This window comes from Bathymodiolus thermophilus thioautotrophic gill symbiont, from assembly GCF_003711265.1.
Classification (GTDB): Bacteria; Pseudomonadota; Gammaproteobacteria; order PS1; family Pseudothioglobaceae; genus Thiodubiliella.
This window is the reverse complement of sequence record NZ_CP024634.1, coordinates 438687-457738: the sequence shown is the minus strand read 5'-3', so window position 1 is coordinate 457738 and position 19052 is coordinate 438687. Positions and strand designations below refer to the sequence as shown.

Here is a 19052-nt window from a genome sequence, read left to right as displayed (position 1 = left end):
TCCTAAACTAATATCTTGCCATTTCGAACAAAAGGCGGTTTGACTATTTTAGCCGATACTTTCTTATTACGCATCTCAATTTCGCACAATCCTTGCGCTCCTTTTGGCACGCTAGCAAGCGCAATCGCTTTACCCATTGTTGGTGAAAAAGTGCCTGAAGTTACCTCGCCTTCTCCCAAATTGGTCATTACTTTTTGATGATTGCGAATTACACCTTTGCCTTCTAACACCAAGCCTACAATGGTTTTATCTACTCCCTTGTGCTTTAATTTTTCTAATGCCTCACGCCCTACAAATTGACGATTTTCATCTGTCAAATCCACCGTCCAAGTCAAAGCCGCTGCTAATGGTGAAACTGTTTCGCTCATTTCTGCACCGTACAAACTCATCCCTGCCTCTAAACGCAATGTATCTCTAGCGCCCAATCCACAGGGCTTGACACCTGCTTCTAATAACATTTTCCAGGTAAATTCAACAGATTTTTCAGGCAACATAATCTCAAACCCATCTTCGCCCGTGTACCCTGTTCTGGCAATCAACAAATTTCCCACACTGGCGGCATTAAACGGCTTTAATTGACCGCAAATTTCTTCCACGCCATTCATTGCTTGGTAAACCTTTTCCCTTGCATTTGGCCCTTGCACTGCAATCATTGCCAACTCAAATTTTGGCTCAACAAATACCTCAAACCCTTGTGCTTGTGCTTCAATCCAAGCAATGTCTTTTTCTGTCGTGCCGGCGTTAATTACCATTCGATAATCGGTGTCATTTTGATAATAAACAATCAAATCATCTACCACGCCACCTGCTTCATTCAGCATGCAACTATACAGCGCCTTGCCTGGTGTTTTTAATTTATCAACATCGTTAGCAATCAAAATTTGCAAGAACTTTTTCGCCTCACTGCCCTTAAAGTCCACCACTGTCATGTGCGATACATCAAACATCCCTGCATCCTTTCGCACTTGATTATGCTCTTCTAATTGTGAACCATAATTCAACGGCATCTCCCAGCCACCAAAATCAACCATTTTTCCACCCGCATCTAAGTGCGCTTGATATAAAGGTGTGTGTTTCATACTTTCTCCTTGAGGCCTTTGCATAAATATGGATGATTAGCAGAATTCAATTTTTGCTCACTTGGTGACTTTCTTAAATCTTGCCCTAGCAGGGCTAAGGCTGGGTTTAAAAAATCACTAAGTGGGTGAAAAGTGGATTCTTGATGATTATTCATAAGGTCTCTTAATGTATTTACTTATAAAAATAACGGTAATAACAATCAATATCAAAGTCAATCCCATTGTGCCAAATAATTTGAAGTTCACCCAAGATTCTTCTGCCTGCTGTGCATTCTGACACAACTGCACCGCAGCGGTAGTAACACAATCCAATTCTGTCAATTCTATCTTCTTATCCAATGTGGTCATAGCAAACAATTCTTCTCTGGTTGCCAATGCCAATCGCACAAAATACCCGTTCACAATCGCAATCCCCACAAAGCCCAGCCCCCACAACCAAGTAAGCCACCGCCAAACCGAATCAGGCAAATCCAACTCCTTACCCAGCGCCCTCTGCATTAACGACTTGTCACCAATCCACAAACTGCCAATCAATGCCAAAGCAAACACCACATACAACACACTCACCTTCCACATTAAAAACGCCGGATCCCGCACTGCCAGCGTTACCCCGCCAAACACCACCAACAAAGCCAAAGTAATCACCTGCATCTTCTCAAACTTACCCGTACGCCACCGAGCCACCAATACCTGCACTACACTCGCCGCAATCATCGCATAAATCGCCGCATACAATCCCATTGACTTATACGCAATAAAAAATAATGCAATCGGTAAAAAATCTAACAATAACTTCATTCGTCTTCTCCTAATCCTTGTTTTAAATGTGCCTCAGAACAATACACCTTATCTCTATACATAATCGCCTCACGCTCAGGAATGTGCGTTTCACAAACACAACACCCCAACATTTTACGACTGGGCGACTTCGTCGTCATTTCACTCGGTACCTGCCTAATTTTTTTAAACACCAAAAACATCCCCACCGCCAACAAAACAAACGGAAGCACTTTAATAATCCCCATTTTATTATCTATCCTACAAAAGAATGGAATTTTACCGACGCTTAGTATATAATTTCCTCTTTTTAATGTGTCTATAACAATTAAACATTTATTGCCCGGGTGGTGAAATTGGTAGACACACAGGACTTAAAATCCTGCGCCTTCACGGGCGTGCCGGTTCGATTCCGGCCCCGGGCACCATATTCTTTATTATAACCTTGTTTTAAATCAAAGGCTTATATTATAATTGATGTTAATAGATTGAAAATGTATACCAGTATGTATGCACAATAAATTTTCTCTATTGCTCGTCAATCCACTGTTTTATTTCACTGAGTTTCCAGCCTACGCTGTTTCCACTAAGGCTTACTCGTTTTGGAAACTCACCTTTATTCTCTAACCGCCATAAAGTGGCTCTTGATAGCGCTCTGCCATACTTGACACCTCTTTGACTCTAATAATGCCCTCAGGAGGGTTTTCAGAGATAATAGGCTTGGCTTGATGTTGAGTAACAGTGCTGAGTAAAAATTCCAGTAGTTGATAGCCAAAAAAATTCAATATTTTTTTTAGTAGTTAGCCCAATGTAATTAAACTCATCATCCACCTTAAAAGACGGGCTAGAATCATCAATCCTAAGTGGATTGCGATGCCATAACTCTTTTCTGCCCATTCTTGTATTAGCTGAGAACAAGCCCTCTACCGTTTCAAAGTATTGGCTGATAGCAATGGTTTTTGTTTAGTCTGAACGCATAAAAATCGCATTAAAATATAAATTGAGACCTTTGCATAAATATAAATAATCATCAAGAACCTACTTTTCACCCACTTGGTAATTTTTTAAACCCAGCCTTAGCCTTGCTAGACAAGGTTTAAGAAAATCACCAAGTGGGCAAAAATTGAATTTTGCTAATCATCCATATTTATGCAAAGGCCTCAAATTAGTTTAATTTTTTACTATACCATGTTCCTCTTGCTTTTCCGTTGCGGGCAACTAAACCCAGTTTAACCAATTCGCTCAACCTATTTTTAACACTTGGTTTAGAGATGGTGGTAATTATATTACTCGCCTCAGCAATTGTAATGCGATTATGTTTTTCTAAGTATTGCATAATAATCACACTTTCTTGAGGCAGGTGACTGTATTTTTCAACATTATTGGTCTTAGTTTGTAAATGGTCTTTTTGCCGTTTTAACGAGCGAAAAAAGAAGTTTAACCAAGGTAGCCAGTCGGTTTTTGATTGGAGTGTTTTTTGAGTTCGTTGCAGAGCAAGATAATAACCATCTTTGTTTTTTTCAACAATACTTTCAAGCGAGCTATAAGGGATATAACCATAACCCGCTTTAAGCATTAACAAAGACACTAGACTGCGTGAAAGCCTTCCATTTCCATCTTGAAAAGGATGGATGGCTAAAAATACCAAATTAAATACGGCAATTATAATGAGGGGGTGATAGCTCTTATCACTCAAGGATTCTCTAGCCCAATATATCAATTCTTGCATTTTTCTAGGCGTATCAAAAGCTGAGGTAGTTTCAAAAACCACACCTAAATTTTTACCCAATTCATTAAAAGCCTCAACACCATTAGAGTGTTTTTTATATTCGCCACGATGCCGAATGTCTTTATCTGAATGTCTAAGCAAGATAATATGTAGTTGCTTAATATAATTTTCACTAATTTCAATATGTTCAAAATTAGTAAATATGGTTTCCATTATTTCAGAATATCCAGCTACTTCTTGCTCATCTCTATGGCTAAAAGATTGTTTTTTAACTTCACTAAGCAAAGATTCAATTTCATTATCAGTTAATTTTGACCCCTCAATACGAGTGGAGGATCCAATGCTTTCAATAGTAGCCACATGACGAAGACGGGACAAAAAATCAGGGTCAAGGTTATTTTGCATTTTCCAACCGCCATTAAATTCATCAAGTTCAGCGATTATTTTTAATAATTCAGGGGTGATGTTTAAGGTTTTTAAGTCCATTGAAATAAATAATAGTCAAATAATTATCTGATTTTATCCAATAATCAAGTTTTTTTACCCAATAAAGGTAATTTTTTCTTGGTCTGAGCATATAAAAATCTAATTAAAATAGAGATAAAATATTGAGTTTCATTATTATAAAACCCCAACAATTCCAGACAACAATTTAATTTTTCTTATTCCAAACCCGTTAAACTAAACAAAAAAATCGGAGTAAAAAGATGGGTAAAAAAACGAACCAAATACATATCTGCATTCAAGGCTAAACTCACACTTGAATTATTGCAAAACGAACAAACCTTAGTGCAGATTGCTAGCAAGCAATACCCTTCCTCAGAACCTACAAAATTAAAAGAAAACCTTTTTTACTAACGCAGAAATTGCCATAGAGCCCTCTAAAGCTGTTAAAGAACACAAAGAAGAACTTGTCAAAGCACAGCAACAGAATGAGCGTCTAACTACCTTAAGGTAAAGTAACAGCAGGGAGGGAGTGTCCAGCAAAAAAAAGCTAAAAAGCTTGGACTCATCTAATCTCAAGCAGTTAGTTAATTTCAAGCCATCTTCATCTTCTTTATCCGTTAATTATCAATGTCAATTATTGGGCATTAGCAGAAGTGGCTTATATTACAAGTCAAAAACAAACAACACTAAGCAAGCCATCAAAAACCACATTACCAAAGTGTTTGAACACATACCTATTTACGGCGAAAAAAAAGTACATCAACAATTACTTGAAGACGGCTACAAAGTAAGCCTAAACACCGTTGCACGCTATCGTTAAGAACTGGACTTAAAAGCAGTATTAGCAGTCAACGACCATACCAATCAAAACGCACAAGAAGTACAATTACAAGCTTCAAGGTCTTGGTATCAATCATGCTAATCAAGTTTGGTCTACAGGCATCACTTATATCAAGGTTGCAGGCGGTATGATGTATATGGCAGCTATTATTAATTGGCATTCTAAAGCGGTGCTATCGCACAGGATATCCAGCACTATGGATTCTCAGTTAGTGATGAGTGTACTCAATGACGCTTTAGAAAAGCACCCACATCCAGAGATATTTAATACCGATCAAGGTAACCAATGCACCAGTGAGATACACGCTAAACGACCAAAAAATTTAGGTATTCAAATATCTGTGAATGGCAAAGGCAGGGCCACAGATAATATCTACATTGAGCGCTTTTGGCGAAGTGCAAAATGTGAAAGAGTTTATCTGAACGAGTATCAATCTATTCGTGAGTTGATCGTTAATGTGGATGATTATATTGAGTTTTACAATCATCAAAGATTCCATGAAACATTGGGGGTATAGAAAACCAATGGATGTGTATTGGGAGCGTGTAAAATTAAATCGAGAAAAGGTGGGGGCTTCTTAAATAGGGCTATATAAGAAATTTTAAAAAGTTGTCAAGAGTTTGGGGGTAATGTAGAATATGTATTTTTCAGGTTTTTTAAAATAAATTATGGATATCTTTGAAAACATCAACTGGCAAGAGCAAAAAATATCATTAAAAGATTTGTCATTATGGGATGAAAATGCTCGTTTTCCTGATAAGTATTTTAATAAATCAGAAAAAGAGTTGATTGAATATTTTTGTACAAATGGAATTTTTAAAATTGAAAATTTAGCGAAAGAAATCGTAAAAGATTTTGATTTGCCCCAATTGGAAAAATTAATTACTTACAATGCAGATGAACAGTTAATTGTATTGGAAGGTAATCGTCGCTTGACTGTATACAAATTATTGCATAATCCTGAATTAGCTCCGAGTAACACCTTAAAGAATAAATTTCAAAAACTAAAAAAAGAAATCAATATTAGTGATAATTTTTTGTTTGATTGCCTTATTACAGAAAATAAAACAGAAGGTTTTCGTTTTATAGAAAGAAAACATGTAAACGGGAATAACGAAGTCAACTGGGGTGAACAAGAGAGAACTCATTACAATGTTCGCAGGGGAAATGCAACAAAAAAAGAAGAGTTTAAAGTTGCTATAGCAAAAATTATAAAAGATTTAGATATTCCAGAAGGGTTAAAAGATCAGGTACTAGGACATGGTTATGTAACAAATTTTTGGCGTATTTTGGATAGTTCTGTTGCATGGAAAGAATACGGTTTTAACCTAAAAGATGATGGTGAGTTAGAAATTACAGATTCAAATTTCAAAGATAAATTGAAAGTGATAATTTTAAATGTTCTTAAGAAAGAAGACTTCTCTGGAAACAAAATTGATTCACGCTCTTTAAATACAAATAAGGAAAAAGAAGAGTATTTAAAATCAATTCAAAATAATGATTCCAAAAAAGTAGATAAAGAAATTCAAAAAAACACTACTCATAATTTATTCGGAGAAAAATCTACTGATATTTTTCCAAAGAAAAAGAAAACAAAAATAAATCCTAAAAGCACCTCGAGAAATTATCTTATTCCAAAAACATGTCGCTTAAATATTAACGAAAAAAAAATCAACAATATTTATCGTGAGTTGAGAGATAATTTACTTATTGATGATACAAATAGTTCAGTTCCAAATGCTATCGGAGTTTTGTTCAGAGTGTTTTTGGAAATAAATATTGATTATTTTTGGGAGAAGAGAAAAGGAGAAACTTTTTCAGATAACACAAAACTTGCAGGAAAAATAACTAACATTTCTCAATACATGGAGCAAGAAGGTTTGTCCACTAGTAGACAATTAAAAAATATTAGAACAGTTGCTACTGATAAAAATAATTTACTGTCTATTCAAAATTTTCATGGATATGTTCATTGCTATAAAACACAACCAACCTTAAATGACCTTAAATTAAAATGGGACAACTTAGAAGAATTTTTTGAAATCTTATGGAGCTCTTTAACCTCTAAAAAATAATATGAAAATAACAAAAATATTTATTGAAAAGTTTAGAGGCTTTCAAAATGTTGAATTTACATTAGGTTCTCACTTAACCGTCATTGCAGGGCAAAATGGAACTCAAAAAACAACTTTATTAGGCTTATTAACCCAGCCATTTACGATTACAGATGAAAATAATCCTATTTATAGTGAACAGCCTCTGTCTGGTGGTAATTTTAAATCGGCTTTTTCTGATAAATTTAAGATTTCAAAAAAGTTTGACAAGGTAGGTGATCATAAATGGACACTATTTTTTGATGATAAGTCTGATTATACTGCTGGAAGTATAGATAGAGGCGGAAAGAAAAAAGGTGAAATTCGCATATGGAAAGTAAACGAAAAAACTGGTAAACCCGACAAAAGTAAAGGCTCTGGATTTGTTCAATTACCAGTTATTTACCTTAGTTTAAAAAGGTTATTACCAATAGGGGAAGATAATAAACTAAGTGAAAATAAATCCTTGGGACTCGCAGACGATGAAAAAGATTTTTATAAAGAGTGGCACAATAAAATACTTATTCTTGGAGATGAAAAAATTAGCCCAACATCTCTATCGAGTGTAGATAAACAAACACTAGGAGCAAATACCCCTTATTACGATTGGCAATCAAATTCAGCAGGACAAGACAATGTAGGGAAAATACTGCTTGCAATACTTTCTTTTAAGCGTTTAAAAGAAAAATATGAGAACGATTATAAAGGAGGAATTTTAGCCATAGATGAAATTGATACGACTTTTTATCCTGGCTCTCAAATAAAACTATTGGATGCTTTGAATAAATTCGCATCTGATTTTGATATTCAAATTATATTTACAACACATTCTTTAACTTTATTAAAAAAAGCATCAAGATACCAAGAAGATGTGCATAGAAAAAGTCAAATAAAATTAGCATATTTAAGAAAAGAAGACCAAAAAGTAATTGTTGAAAATAATATTGATTATAAATTTATAGAAGCCCACCTAAATGTCTCTTTAACAGGGGCTACAAAAATTAAAAAAATTGATGTTTTTACAGAAGACCCTGAGGGTGCTATTTTCGCAAAATCATTGTTAGGCACTGGTCGCACAAAATATTTAAATTTTCATACTGAGGTAAAACTTGGCTGTTGTAATTTAATACAGCTCGCTTCATCAAAAGTGCCATCATTTACTTTTCCAAATTCAATTATTATATTAGATGGTGATATAGAAAAACCAAATAGAATTAATAGAATTAAAAATATTTTATTACTCCCTACACAAAGCTCACCTGAGCAAATAATTTCTAACTTTCTCAACAATTTATCTGAATCTGATGAATTATGGCAAAAAATAGACAGAACATTTACTAAGCAATATTGTTTTATGAATATTTCAAATAAAGAAATACAAGGCTATAAAGGTAGAGAGAAAGCGAAAGAATGGTTTAATTCACATGTTAAATTATGGGGAAGAAACGCAAGCAAAATATTAAACCCATGGAAAAAACAAAACCAAGTTCTTGTTGATGATTTTCTTTTAAATTTTGATAATTTATTTAATAAGTTTTAGATTATGTTTTATTCACCGTTAAGATACCCTGGAGGCAAAAATAAATTATCAAAATTTATTGCAAAGATTTGTGTTGATAATAATATTAATAGTCATTATGTAGAGCCATATGCAGGAGGCTCTGCTGTTGCACTCCATTTACTCATAGAACAGAAGGTAGAAAAAATTACAATAAATGATTTTGATCGCTCCATCTATGCTTTTTGGCACTCAGTATTAAAAAATACAAAAAAACTTTGTTATTTAATTGAAAATACGGAAATCAATATTGAAAATTGGCAAAAAGCAAAAAAAACTCAAAAAAATAAATCTAAAGCAAAGCTTTTGGAATTAGGGTTTGCTACCTTTTTTCTTAACAGGACAAATATTTCTGGAATTATAAACGCAGGTGTTATTGGCGGAATAGAGCAAAAAGGAAAATATAAAATAAATTGTCGTTTCAATAAAAAAGATTTGATTAGAAGGATCAAATTGATTGCAAAATATAAGAAGCAGATTGACTTATATAATCTTGATGCACTTAAATTAATTAAAAAAATACAAAAAGAATCAAACAACAATAAAACTATTTTTTATTTTGACCCTCCGTATTATCTAAAGGGCTCTTCTTTATATATGAATCACTACAAAGACGACCAACATAAAGAGGTTTCAGAGGCAATAAAAGAAATTAGAAATATTAATTGGATTATTTCCTATGACAATACTCCAGAAATAGAAAAAATCTATAAGTGGGTTTCAAAAAAATTAACAAAAAAATATTCTTTTAACCATTCTGCATATAGAGCAAGAGAAGGGAAAGAGATATTATTTTTTAGTGACAATTTGTTGGTGCCAAATACGCTCAATATCAACACCTAATATTTTTCGATAAAGTCCATTTTTTGTAACACTAACTTCCTTATCACAAAAATATTTATTAAATCACGAAGTGGTGATTTTTTACATTACCCCTAAATTCATTGATGCATCAGGGAATGTGCACATTATTCTATCCTTGCCTTTTCCTATGTTTTTTCTTTTTACAATTATATTTCCTATCCCGCCAGTTGCTTGTAGATGCGTTCCTCCGCACGGAATCTTTTTGTTATCGCATTCCCAAAACCAAGCGTCTAAGACCCCTGCATAGCACCCTAAAACCAACCATCAAAACCCAAAACCCTCAATTTTTGACTTTTCAAAGTCAAAAAATATATAAAACCCAGCTTTCATTAAAAAAATCATCAATATCAACTATAAATCGCTCATTTTTTACTCTTTTTTGTACTGTTTCCACAAAAAAGACACAATAATCCCTAGGTTGTATTTAATCCCTTGTTAATATAAACATTCGCCGCTCTAACTAGATTATAAGCAATAGCTTTAAGATTAACTTCGCTGGCAACTTTCTCTAAACCAATATAACGACTTCTTGCCAAACCATAAGTGCGTTTGAGCGTACCAAAGGTGCGTTCAACCACAAACCTTCTTTTGCTGATTGCTTTATTGCGTAATTTATGCCAATGACTCATTTGCTTGCCTTTGGGTTTTTTGCGCATAATACCATCTCTTAACTTTTGTGCCTTAAGTGCTTCACTATTAGCTTGAGAGGCTGCTCCTTTGTCGTATAAAACTCTTACGCCTTTTTGATTGCCTGCCTGTTTAACATTTTCTTCAAAATGAGTCATTTCACTATCATTAGCAGGGTGCGTAGTGGCTTTGTTAATTAATCCATTGGCATCAGTTGTTACTACTGATGAATATCCATAAGTGTATTTTCCCGCCTTAAATGTCCATCTTGCATCTTTATCATCTGAATATTGAATTGGGTTACTATCAATCTCATAAACCTCACCAGTTTTGTGTGTTGTAATAATCTTCTTAGTGCGTCTAGCACTTTGAATTAAGGTTGCATCCATGGCAACATGTTTGCCATTAGAGAGTTTGAGTTGATTGTTCTCAAGCATAAGATTGATGCTACTCAAAAGTCTATCAAATAGATTTTGTTTGATTAGTTTGGTTCTAAATCTGCCAATGGTTGTAGCATCAGGTTTGTTGCCACTTAGGCTAAAGTTGCAAAAGTTAATAAAGACTAAATCTCTACTAAGACTATCAGCCAACTTCTCATCAGAGAGATTGTGCCATGTGCCTATTAATAGCGCTTTAAACAGACTAACAGCAGAATAGTCAACTTTAATATGAGACAGATCTTTGGCTATAACTTCCCAATCGATAACTTTGTTAATGATGTCTAGTTGGGAGTTTGGTATGTTGATAAAACTATCAGCAAAGGTTTGTTCTTGAGTGGTTTTAACTCGCATTTTTTTGTAAGTGTCTGATAATTATAGTATTTTATCATAAATGCTAATGTTTGCATAAGGTTTTGAGGGTTGATTTGTGATTTTTTGTTGGGTTTTTTAGTTTAATGCAGGGGTCTTCGTCTGGATTTTTTTCATGTGGATATAACTTTATTGGAAGGTTGTCCTTTGCCATTTCATTTGCAAATAAAGTAACTTTTTGTATCAAATCTTGATCAAATTTTTCAGTTATTGAAAAATCGAATCGCGCCCCTTCTTCTTTTATATGGCATCCTATGATATTCTCTACCGCATCTGGCCTGAATTGGGCAACCCCCAAATATAATAAATGCGATGCAGTGTGGCTAATGGTTAGTTTTTCTCTCCTATTGATATTAATTTTTATAGTTACTGAATCTCCAATTGATATTGCACTTAATTTTGATTGATCTTCTGGTGGGACAAAATGGCAAATTTGAGTGTCAATATTTATAGTTGGAAAATCATCAAGGTAAACTGGGGTTCCATAGCGTTTTTTAGTATCAATAAACGCTATCTTGCTATTGTCATTAAATATGATTTCGCCTCTATCCCCTTCTTGACCTCCGCCTTCTGGAAAAGCGATGGTTCTATCAGTAACAATGAAACTTTCTCCAATATCAATAATTTTTGCAGAGCAACTACTTAGTAGCATATTTTGATAGTATATTTTTTCTGTTGATTGTATACTTATTTTTTGCATTGAGCGCTTCCTTAGTTCATATATGAATCGCCATTATCATATAGTGAAAGCTCTCTATACAAAAAAAATTTATATTAAAAATTATTCTTGCTTACACCCAAAAGCCTCAATTAAGAGGCTTAGGGGTGTTTCTTACGACAAGTTTATGCTACTAAGGCATATTAAAAAGTGTGATTGTCCGCGCTAACCTTCCAAAACCAGGGCAAGAAATTGTTGCAACTTCTATGTGTCCAACTGAAAAACTAACTACTTCACTGTTTTGACACTTGTACATGCCTTTATCGTCAGTTTTTCCTACATAATTATACTTGTCAGTCACATAGTTTAAATCTTTTATCACGGGAAACCTCCAATAACCTTTTATTGCCTTTGCCTCGTATAGAGTATCAAAAGCAAGTTTGGCGGACTCTGCATCTTCTTTTGCTTGCTTCGCATTGTCAGTTGCTGACTTTTTTCTATCAATATCCGTTGCACTAACATCATCTGCGGATGCTTGTGTTTTATTTGCTGCTTCAATTGCATTATTCTTCGCTTCAAAACTAATGGCAATAGTAATTGCTGCCTTTGCAATTTCACTAGCCTCATGAGCGGCTTGAGCATGCACTTTGGCATCCTTTTCTGCTTGTATAGACTTCTCTTGTTCCTGTAATGCAGCTGACTTTGAAAGTTCTAAGGAATCATACTGTGCTTTTACTGCATCAGTAAGTCCGCCCTTAAAGCTATATAGTGTTTTTCTCAAATAAGCCTTTAAGTCTACTAAACTCATTGTTATAGTTGGAGAGTTTTCTATGGAATAGGTCAAGATAAGCTTCTTTTTATCATCCACTTGATCGGTGCTTAAAGCAACATCAATATACACTCCATCTGCCTTAACAACTTGGCAATTGCTCGAACTACAGTTCATATCATAACCATAACCCTCTTTCCAAATTAAATCCTCGTTGAAAGTCATGCTAAGTTTTTCATACTTGATACCTGCTGAAGTGAAAGTACTAGACTGAATGCTCTCCATTGTGGAAAGTTTAAGAATGGGTAATGCCAATGCATCAAATTGATCTCGAAAGCCATTAAATGTAAAAGGATAAAAATTAGAAAATACTTGAGTCAGGCTGTGCCTTAAATCTCCTAAATCCATAGTCATTGTCGCACTTTCTACATTCCCTACATAGATTATTTTAAGGTTCTTATTTCCAGAATTTAAATCAGACATGCTGACATTAACAGTTACATATGTTCCGCCCATTTTAACTAGCTTATGCAATTGTGAATTGTCCTTACCTAACTCTCTCCAAGTTAAAATTTTATTAAGTGCAATATCAAACCTTATTTCTTTAATTTTCTGATCTGAACCCTTCTTTGCAGATACCGTAATGCTTTTCATTGTACTTACTGATATGTTATTTACTGGCAAAAATAAGTTATCAAATTGTATTTTTGCTTCATCACTTATTCCGCCTTGATAGTTAGAATAAAACTTTAGATCTTCTTTAATTAGTGAGAGGTCTGCTGCTACAGTTACATTATCTGGCATAGAAGAATATGAATACGACAATGTTTTCTTGTCATCTCCCAAGGTTATTTCAAAGAAATCACTGATTGCATTAAAAGTAAAAGCGCCCTTGTTATATTCATGCTGAGTTGAATCTCCCTCTAATGGTTCCGAAAAGCTGAATTGAAACTCTAATCCATTTGCACCTATATAATTCAACTTCACACCAGTTATCTCTGAAACAGCTGCATGCGCTACATTGGATATTAGTATCAATGATGTCATTAGTGCTACAGAAAGTAGCGTTCTTGTTATAAATTTTTTCATAATATTTTCCTAATTGTATTTAATTTTAGTTATTTTCGCAATTATAAGTTGCTGGAAACTCATCATTTTTGCTGGTGATATAGTGCATCCATCCTGAATATACAAGGAATTCTGATTCACACTTATCTGGCGTACTTACAGTATCGGCATCAATACCGCCACTAACGCCTGCACTGAGGATGGTGATTACTTGTGCATTTACATCGTTACTAGAAAATAAGTCCATATTTTCTGTTGCTTGAAATTGCGCTTCTGTTAAATGCGCAGTTATATAACCACAATCCTTTTTGTTAAATTCATCTGTTATGTGTTGTATACCGAACTCTGTTCTAGGGTGCGCTGCATTTTCAGCATTTACTGATGCGCAATTATCGTTTTCTGGATATATAATAGCCGATGGAGTCCCTGGGCGATTGAACAACCCAAACAACAATTGCGTTACTTTTACTCCTTTATTTGTTGGTATATGTGTCCATCCTGATATCTTGAGAGTATTGTATGCTTTTCTATCTTGTGTCTTTTGTGCTGCTATTCTTCGCTCTACTGATAGTTTATTAAATACTAGTTTAGCAGCTACTTTAGAGTTAAAGGCACTACTCTTATACCCTAATGCTGAGTCATTAGCACCTTTAGCGGATTCAACATGATCTTCAGCGTTAGCTTCATTTGGCCTAATATCATTCGCCAAATTATTAGCAACAATCGTTTCCTCATACGCCGACTTGACTCTATCTGCCAAATCAACAACCATATTATAAATATTTACTACTTCATTGTACTTCTCAGTAACCTTATCCCAGTTCTTATCACGAAAGAACCGTGCAGTCGCAGTCGCTGCAGTCGCTACACGATTAGATTCCATATTTAAGGGAAACAATAAGGAGGTTGCAAATTCTGCTCGATTTTTTGCTCTCTCCACATGAGCATCTGCAGCAGTGTGTGCTGGTTTAGGAGCTGGCGCTGGATCAGGGGGTGTCTTTGTATCATCAGGTGGCGTTGTATCATCAGGTGGCGTTGTCGGTTCCCTATTTTTTTCCTTAAGGACAAGCCAAGCATCCTCTGTTTTTTTTGCTTCTTTTCTGCTCTCATTGTAGTAATGAGTTGCTCCAAACTCACCTACATCAAAATCTTCTGCTTCATCGGCAAAAATTCTGGAATTGTCTGTATTGGCCTCATCGGCTGCGTTACGAGATTCTACTGCGGACTGATGGGCTTTGTTTTTAGCAATTAACACCATTCCCAAGGCTATATTAACATCAATCATAACACTTTCTGCGTCATCTTCAACTGTTGCATTCTGGGCAATAATAGCGAATTCTTTTATTTGTTGATATCCTATTCGTGCTTTTGAATTTTCCATTATCGTCTCATTCCTTTTTAGTAATGCAAGTTGTTCTGCTGATGATGCTTCTTCAGTAGACTCAAGAATGGAGTTTGTTTCGGTCTTCTTTGGAGAACTATTATCCCCACACCCAAACATCGTTAATGCCATTACAGATAAAAATATTGTTTTTGTTGATTTTTTCATTTTATTTCCTTATTTTGTTTCCTTTTGTTAAAGTTATTATATTAGAGGCCAGATATTTGGCTTCTAAAGATAATTTGTCAGATATATTAATACCGCTCCCTCAATACACTAAATAATACGGCAATCTCACTTTAGTTTATAGTGTTTTTTTACCATAATGTCAAAAGTATTTCCTTATCTTTATTAAGAAGTTTTGAATACGCTTGCCGTTTATTAAAATCATGTATATTGTTAAACCTTCTGCAAAGAAGCATTTCCAAGGGGAACACATACCTTTTTATAGTTTTTTAGTCTCTTGCCTCTCATCTTTATTTCTTTATATCATACTCTTATATATTCTCACACAGTGTGGTAAAAAGAGTATTAAAGTGGAAAATATTGATAAAAGTCTCACTGATAATGACTCTCATAATTAAAACCACCTTCATTACATTAAAGTCTATTCCTGCTTACACCCAAAAGCCTCAATGAAGAGGCTTCAGGATGTTAATTACAACAAGTTAACTACTCAGGCACACTCACAAGTGTGACTGCTGGTGGACAAGTAACTTTTGCAATTTTTATATATCCAAGCGAAAATGTAACCATTTCACCACTTTGACATCTATACATACCTTTGTTGTTAGTTTTGCCTTCGTAGCTATAAATGTCTGTTGAATAGCCTAAGCCTTTTATCACAGGGGTCTTCCAGTTTCCTTGTATTGCCTTTGACTCATACAGTTCTTTAAAGGCAACTTTAGCGGCCTCTGCATGTTCTTTTGCCAGTTGTGCGTTCGCATTTGCTGACTGTTTTCTGGTAGTGTCTGTTTCACTAACATCATTTGCGGATTCTTCTGCCTTATTTGCGGCTTCAATGGCGTCATTTTTCGCTGCAAAACCATCGGCAACAGTCGTGGCTGACTTTGTGGTTTCTTTGGCAGTATGGGCAGTTTGAGTATGTGTTTCAGTATCCCTTTCTGCTTTTATAGATTTTTCCTGCATCTGCAACTCAAAGGATTTTGGAAATTCTAAACTGTCAAACTGTGCTTTTGCCGCATCAGTAAGGTCTCCACTAAAGTTATAGAGTACCTTGCTTAAATAGGCTTTTAAGTCTATTAGATTTACTGTTACGGTTGAATCTGCTGTCATGATTGTATAGGTCAAAATAAGCTTCTTGCGATCGCCTTCTTGATTGGTACTTGAAGTAACATTAACATATTCTTCATTTACCTTAACAACTTGACAAGCGTTACCATCTAAACTACAACTTGAATCATAGCCATACCCCTCTTGCCAAACTAAATCTTCATCGAAAGTCATGTTAATCACTCCGTACCTTCTGTTTCCTGAAGGGAATATATCAGCCTGAATACTTCCTATTGTAGAAGGTTTACGCTTAGGTAAATCCAGTGTATCAATTTGGCTCTGAATATGGCTAGATATATGTGAATAAAAATTAGTAAATACTTTAGTCAAACCAGATCTTAAACTGCCTAAATCTATAGTCATTATAGAACGCTCCACATTCCCTTCATAGGTTATCTGAACATGCTTATTTCCAGCTCCTAAATCAGACATGACCATAGTGGCATCTACATACACATCATTTAACTTAAATAGTTTATCTAGTTGTATAGTTGTGGAAACTGCATTTTTCCAATTTAAAACTCTGTCAAATTCAATGTCAATCTTTACTAGATTGCCTTCACTTGATGCAGTAATGTTTTTCATTCTGCTGGTATTGTTGTCAAACACGGGGAGCTGCATTTGCTCTAGAAGTATTTCTGTCTTTCGTTCTATTTTGCCATCATAGTTAGCATAATATTTTTTTAAGCTTTTTTTCAGTTCTGGAATGCTCATTTCGAGAGTTGCGTCACCTGGTATATTTTCATGCGAAAGCCATAATGTTTTTCTATTGTCTTCTAGGGTTGCCTTAAAGAAATCCTTATTACTATTAAAAGTAAAGGCATCACGCTCATATTTATATGCATCGGCATCTAGAGTTGGATCTCCATATAATTCATGTGAGAAGTTTAATTGTAACTTCATTCCACTTGCTCCTACATGGTGTAATTTTGCAGAAATTATTTCTGCAGTAGGATTACTAGGTAAAGCCAAGTTATTCCATTGTGGTTCAGAATTACCATCTTGATGTATCTCGAATGTGCGCCCATCATAAAGACGGAATCCCTCAAGCATTGTGAGATAAAGGTTATACCAAGAAATGGTTACAGTTGGCGTGGGTGGAAGATTTTTATATTCGAATGTTACTCTTTTTCCAGCGTGAGATAATTGTCCATCTACTGTGACATAATGCCCATGAACTCTCATAAGTCCGCTGTATTGATGGACTTTATATTCCCATCCACTTTCTCCTTCGATTTTAGGATTTTTTAATTGGTATTCCATGTCAGCAATAAGCTTTATACTGTTTGTTTCGGCGTTATATACTGCACTAATTCCAGCGACATCTACATCTGCATCTGCTGCATTGGATACAACCGGCATTAGCGATGCCATTAGCACTACAGCAAGTAGTGTTTTTTTCATAAATTCTTTCATAATATTTTCCTGTTATCTTTACTTTAAGTTTTAGTTATTTTCGCAATTATAAGTTGCTGGGAACTCATCATTTTTGCTGGTGATATAGTGTTTCCATCCTGAGTATAGGAGGAATTCTGATTGACACTTATCTGGCGTGCTTACAGTATCGGTATTGATACCACCAGCAACGCCTGAACTAAGAATAGTGATTACTTGCGTGTTTATATCGTTACTAGCAAATAAGTCAATGTCTTTTGTTGCTTGTAATTGTGCGTCTGTGAAGTGTACAGAGATATAGCCACAATCTTTTTTGTTAAATTCATCTGTTATTTGTTGAATGCCAAATTCTGCTCTAGGGTGTGCTGCATTTTCTGCATTTACCGATGCGCAGTTATCGTTTTCTACATAAGTGATAGGTGATGGTACTCCTGGGCGATTGAACAATCCAAATAACAATTGCGTTATTTTTACGCCTTTGTCTGTGGGTATAAGTGCCCATCCTGCTGCTTTATTGGCGTCGTAGTCTATTCTCTCTTCTGCCTTTTGTGCCATTACTCTTCGCTCTGTTGGCAATCTGTCAAATAATATTTTAGTGGACTCTTTAGCATCAAATGCATTCTTTTGATACTCTATTGCTGAGTCATTAGAACTATTGGCGGATTGCACATAATCTTGAGCATTGGTTTCATTGGGTCTAATTCTCTGTGCTGAATTGTGAGCAACGACCGCTGCATCATATGCTGACTTAATTTTCTGTGCTTTTCTAATGGCATCGGTGTAAGCATTTACTGTTTTAGCGTATTCTGTGGCGACTACATCCCAATCTTGACTATTAAAGAATTGTAAAGCCACAGTTGCTGCAGTAGTTGCATTGTTAGCTGCAATGCTTAAAGGCACTAATGATAGTGTTGCTAGTCCTGCTTGCTTTTTTGCTTCATCGACATGGGCGTCTGCTGCGTCTATTTGTGCTTGAGTTAGTCCAGTAGTATCGTCATTGCCGCCGCCGTTACCATTGTCATTGCCACTGCCACCGCCGTTACCGTTACCGTTGTCATTGCCACTGCCGCCGCCGTTACCGTTGTCATTGCCACTGCCGTTGTCATTGTTGTTGCCATTAAGGGCAGTCCAAGCATCTTCTGCTTTTTTTGCTTCTTTCTCAGCTTCGTTGTGGTAATGAGTTGATCCAAGTGCACCTGTGTCAACAGTTTCTGCTTCATCGGCAAAGGCTCTAGCGTTGTCTGTGTTGGCTTCATTGGCTGCGTTACGAGATTCTACTGCGGCTTGATGAGTTTTGTTTTTAGCGACTAACACTGCTTCTAAGGCTACATTGGCAGAGTTTTTAGCGTTTTCTGCATCGTTTACGGTTGTTGCATTTTGAGCGTTAACAGCAAATTGCTTTACCTCTTGGTATTTTGTTCGTGCTGTTGTGTTTGCTAATACTGCTTCGTTTCTTTTTGTTAACGCAAGCCGTTCTGCTTGTGATGCGACATCAGTGATAGTACCAGTAGTGCTATCGGTGGTGGTAGTGTTAGTGGTAGTGTTGGTAGGATTCTTTGAGGGATTATCATCTGAACATCCGAACATCGTTAGTGCTATCAGTGGTAAAAATATTGCTCTTGTTAAATTTTTCATGTTACTTCTTTCCTAGTTTAAAAATTGAT

Annotated in this window: 18 protein-coding genes, 1 tRNA gene and 1 pseudogene; 6 read left to right on the top strand and 14 right to left on the bottom strand. The window is 35.4% G+C overall.

Features of this window, described 5'->3' with window-relative positions:
• Nucleotides 1-2 precede the first annotated feature (2 nt).
• Genes gcvT through MS2017_RS01635 form a run of 4 tightly spaced genes read right to left on the bottom strand, consistent with a single transcriptional unit; the run spans nt 3 to nt 2089 of the window.
• Nucleotides 3-1079, bottom strand: coding sequence for a glycine cleavage system aminomethyltransferase GcvT (gene gcvT, locus MS2017_RS01645; RefSeq protein ID WP_122951047.1), 1077 nt, complete (start codon nt 1077-1079; stop codon nt 3-5).
• Entirely contained in the window at nt 1076-1234 is a 159-nt protein-coding gene (locus tag MS2017_RS11020; protein WP_158009353.1) for a hypothetical protein, read from the bottom strand. Before MS2017_RS11020 ends, gcvT begins: the two co-directional genes overlap by 4 nt.
• The gene (locus MS2017_RS01640) at nt 1227-1877 is read right to left on the bottom strand and encodes an inner membrane-spanning protein YciB (protein ID WP_122951046.1); all 651 of its coding nucleotides are present in this window, start codon (nt 1875-1877) and stop codon (nt 1227-1229) included. The genes MS2017_RS11020 and MS2017_RS01640 overlap by 8 nt, the downstream gene beginning before the upstream one ends.
• Nucleotides 1874-2089 carry a PP0621 family protein gene (locus tag MS2017_RS01635; protein WP_164707563.1) on the bottom strand — a complete coding sequence of 72 codons (216 nt, stop codon included), beginning with the start codon at nt 2087-2089 and terminating at the stop codon, nt 1874-1876. Before MS2017_RS01635 ends, MS2017_RS01640 begins: the two co-directional genes overlap by 4 nt.
• A gap of 108 nt (nt 2090-2197) precedes the next feature.
• Here MS2017_RS01635 and MS2017_RS01630 point away from each other — a divergent pair.
• Nucleotides 2198-2284 (top strand) — tRNA-Leu (locus MS2017_RS01630).
• Between the two features lie 100 nt (nt 2285-2384).
• Here the strand turns inward: MS2017_RS01630 and MS2017_RS11640 are convergent.
• From MS2017_RS11640 to MS2017_RS01620, 3 genes and pseudogenes are all read right to left on the bottom strand, one after another.
• Nucleotides 2385-2462 (bottom strand): annotated as a pseudogene (locus MS2017_RS11640) (helix-turn-helix transcriptional regulator); the annotation flags it as partial.
• A gap of 17 nt (nt 2463-2479) precedes the next feature.
• Nucleotides 2480-2641 carry a hypothetical protein gene (locus MS2017_RS11015; RefSeq protein ID WP_164707562.1) on the bottom strand — a complete coding sequence of 54 codons (162 nt, stop codon included), beginning with the start codon at nt 2639-2641 and terminating at the stop codon, nt 2480-2482.
• Nucleotides 2642-3021: 380 nt separating this feature from the next.
• On the bottom strand, nt 3022-4071 hold the full coding sequence (locus MS2017_RS01620) for a Fic family protein (protein WP_122951044.1): 1050 nt from the start codon (nt 4069-4071) through the stop codon (nt 3022-3024).
• Between the two features lie 517 nt (nt 4072-4588).
• Here MS2017_RS01620 and MS2017_RS01615 point away from each other — a divergent pair.
• The 5 genes from MS2017_RS01615 to MS2017_RS01595 all read left to right on the top strand — a co-directional run bounded on the left by MS2017_RS01615 (nt 4589) and on the right by MS2017_RS01595 (nt 9367).
• Nucleotides 4589-4852: a hypothetical protein gene (locus MS2017_RS01615; RefSeq protein ID WP_143108777.1), complete on the top strand. Its 264-nt coding sequence runs from the start codon at nt 4589-4591 to the stop codon at nt 4850-4852.
• 37 nt (nt 4853-4889) lie between these two features.
• Nucleotides 4890-5390, top strand: coding sequence for a DDE-type integrase/transposase/recombinase (locus tag MS2017_RS01610; RefSeq protein ID WP_122951043.1), 501 nt, complete (start codon nt 4890-4892; stop codon nt 5388-5390).
• 151 nt (nt 5391-5541) lie between these two features.
• Nucleotides 5542-6948 (top strand): hypothetical protein, encoded by a 1407-nt coding sequence (locus MS2017_RS01605; protein WP_122951042.1) that lies wholly within the window; start codon nt 5542-5544, stop codon nt 6946-6948.
• Nucleotide 6949: 1 nt separating this feature from the next.
• Entirely contained in the window at nt 6950-8506 is a 1557-nt protein-coding gene (locus MS2017_RS01600) for an AAA family ATPase (RefSeq protein WP_071564648.1), read from the top strand.
• Nucleotides 8507-8509: 3 nt separating this feature from the next.
• Entirely contained in the window at nt 8510-9367 is an 858-nt protein-coding gene (locus MS2017_RS01595; protein WP_071564647.1) for a DNA adenine methylase, read from the top strand.
• An 81-nt stretch (nt 9368-9448) separates the two neighbouring features.
• Here the strand turns inward: MS2017_RS01595 and MS2017_RS11860 are convergent, their stop codons facing one another.
• From MS2017_RS11860 to MS2017_RS01560, 7 genes are all read right to left on the bottom strand, one after another.
• Nucleotides 9449-9649, bottom strand: a complete 201-nt coding sequence (locus tag MS2017_RS11860; RefSeq protein ID WP_122951041.1) for a hypothetical protein — start codon at nt 9647-9649, stop codon at nt 9449-9451.
• Nucleotides 9650-9801: 152 nt separating this feature from the next.
• Nucleotides 9802-10806: an IS5 family transposase gene (locus MS2017_RS01585; RefSeq protein ID WP_122951040.1), complete on the bottom strand. Its 1005-nt coding sequence runs from the start codon at nt 10804-10806 to the stop codon at nt 9802-9804.
• A gap of 43 nt (nt 10807-10849) precedes the next feature.
• Nucleotides 10850-11524: an alanyl-tRNA editing protein gene (locus tag MS2017_RS01580; RefSeq protein ID WP_122951039.1), complete on the bottom strand. Its 675-nt coding sequence runs from the start codon at nt 11522-11524 to the stop codon at nt 10850-10852.
• A 151-nt stretch (nt 11525-11675) separates the two neighbouring features.
• Nucleotides 11676-13340, bottom strand: coding sequence for a cell envelope integrity TolA family protein (locus tag MS2017_RS01575; RefSeq protein ID WP_122951038.1), 1665 nt, complete (start codon nt 13338-13340; stop codon nt 11676-11678).
• A gap of 25 nt (nt 13341-13365) precedes the next feature.
• Entirely contained in the window at nt 13366-14868 is a 1503-nt protein-coding gene (locus MS2017_RS01570; protein ID WP_122951037.1) for a hypothetical protein, read from the bottom strand.
• A gap of 504 nt (nt 14869-15372) precedes the next feature.
• The gene (locus MS2017_RS01565; protein WP_122951036.1) at nt 15373-17409 is read right to left on the bottom strand and encodes a hypothetical protein; all 2037 of its coding nucleotides are present in this window, start codon (nt 17407-17409) and stop codon (nt 15373-15375) included.
• 30 nt (nt 17410-17439) lie between these two features.
• Nucleotides 17440-19023, bottom strand: a complete 1584-nt coding sequence (locus MS2017_RS01560; RefSeq protein WP_122951032.1) for a hypothetical protein — start codon at nt 19021-19023, stop codon at nt 17440-17442.
• Nucleotides 19024-19052 lie beyond the last annotated feature (29 nt).

What these genes read in the sequence shown, in the direction of transcription:
- MS2017_RS01585 (WP_122951040.1), bottom strand. Translation starts at nt 10,806, where the DNA reads ATGCGAGTTAAAACCACTCAAGAACAAACCTTTGCTGATAGTTTTATC.
- MS2017_RS01570 (WP_122951037.1), bottom strand. Translation starts at nt 14,868, where the DNA reads ATGAAAAAATCAACAAAAACAATATTTTTATCTGTAATGGCATTAACG.
- MS2017_RS01595 (WP_071564647.1), top strand. Translation starts at nt 8,510, where the DNA reads ATGTTTTATTCACCGTTAAGATACCCTGGAGGCAAAAATAAATTATCA.
- MS2017_RS01605 (WP_122951042.1), top strand. Translation starts at nt 5,542, where the DNA reads ATGGATATCTTTGAAAACATCAACTGGCAAGAGCAAAAAATATCATTA.
- MS2017_RS01580 (WP_122951039.1), bottom strand. Translation starts at nt 11,524, where the DNA reads ATGCAAAAAATAAGTATACAATCAACAGAAAAAATATACTATCAAAAT.
- MS2017_RS01600 (WP_071564648.1), top strand. Translation starts at nt 6,950, where the DNA reads ATGAAAATAACAAAAATATTTATTGAAAAGTTTAGAGGCTTTCAAAAT.
- gcvT (WP_122951047.1), bottom strand. Translation starts at nt 1,079, where the DNA reads ATGAAACACACACCTTTATATCAAGCGCACTTAGATGCGGGTGGAAAA.
- MS2017_RS01620 (WP_122951044.1), bottom strand. Translation starts at nt 4,071, where the DNA reads ATGGACTTAAAAACCTTAAACATCACCCCTGAATTATTAAAAATAATC.
- MS2017_RS01575 (WP_122951038.1), bottom strand. Translation starts at nt 13,340, where the DNA reads ATGAAAAAATTTATAACAAGAACGCTACTTTCTGTAGCACTAATGACA.
- MS2017_RS11020 (WP_158009353.1), bottom strand. Translation starts at nt 1,234, where the DNA reads ATGAATAATCATCAAGAATCCACTTTTCACCCACTTAGTGATTTTTTA.
- MS2017_RS01565 (WP_122951036.1), bottom strand. Translation starts at nt 17,409, where the DNA reads ATGAAAGAATTTATGAAAAAAACACTACTTGCTGTAGTGCTAATGGCA.
- MS2017_RS01560 (WP_122951032.1), bottom strand. Translation starts at nt 19,023, where the DNA reads ATGAAAAATTTAACAAGAGCAATATTTTTACCACTGATAGCACTAACG.
- MS2017_RS01640 (WP_122951046.1), bottom strand. Translation starts at nt 1,877, where the DNA reads ATGAAGTTATTGTTAGATTTTTTACCGATTGCATTATTTTTTATTGCG.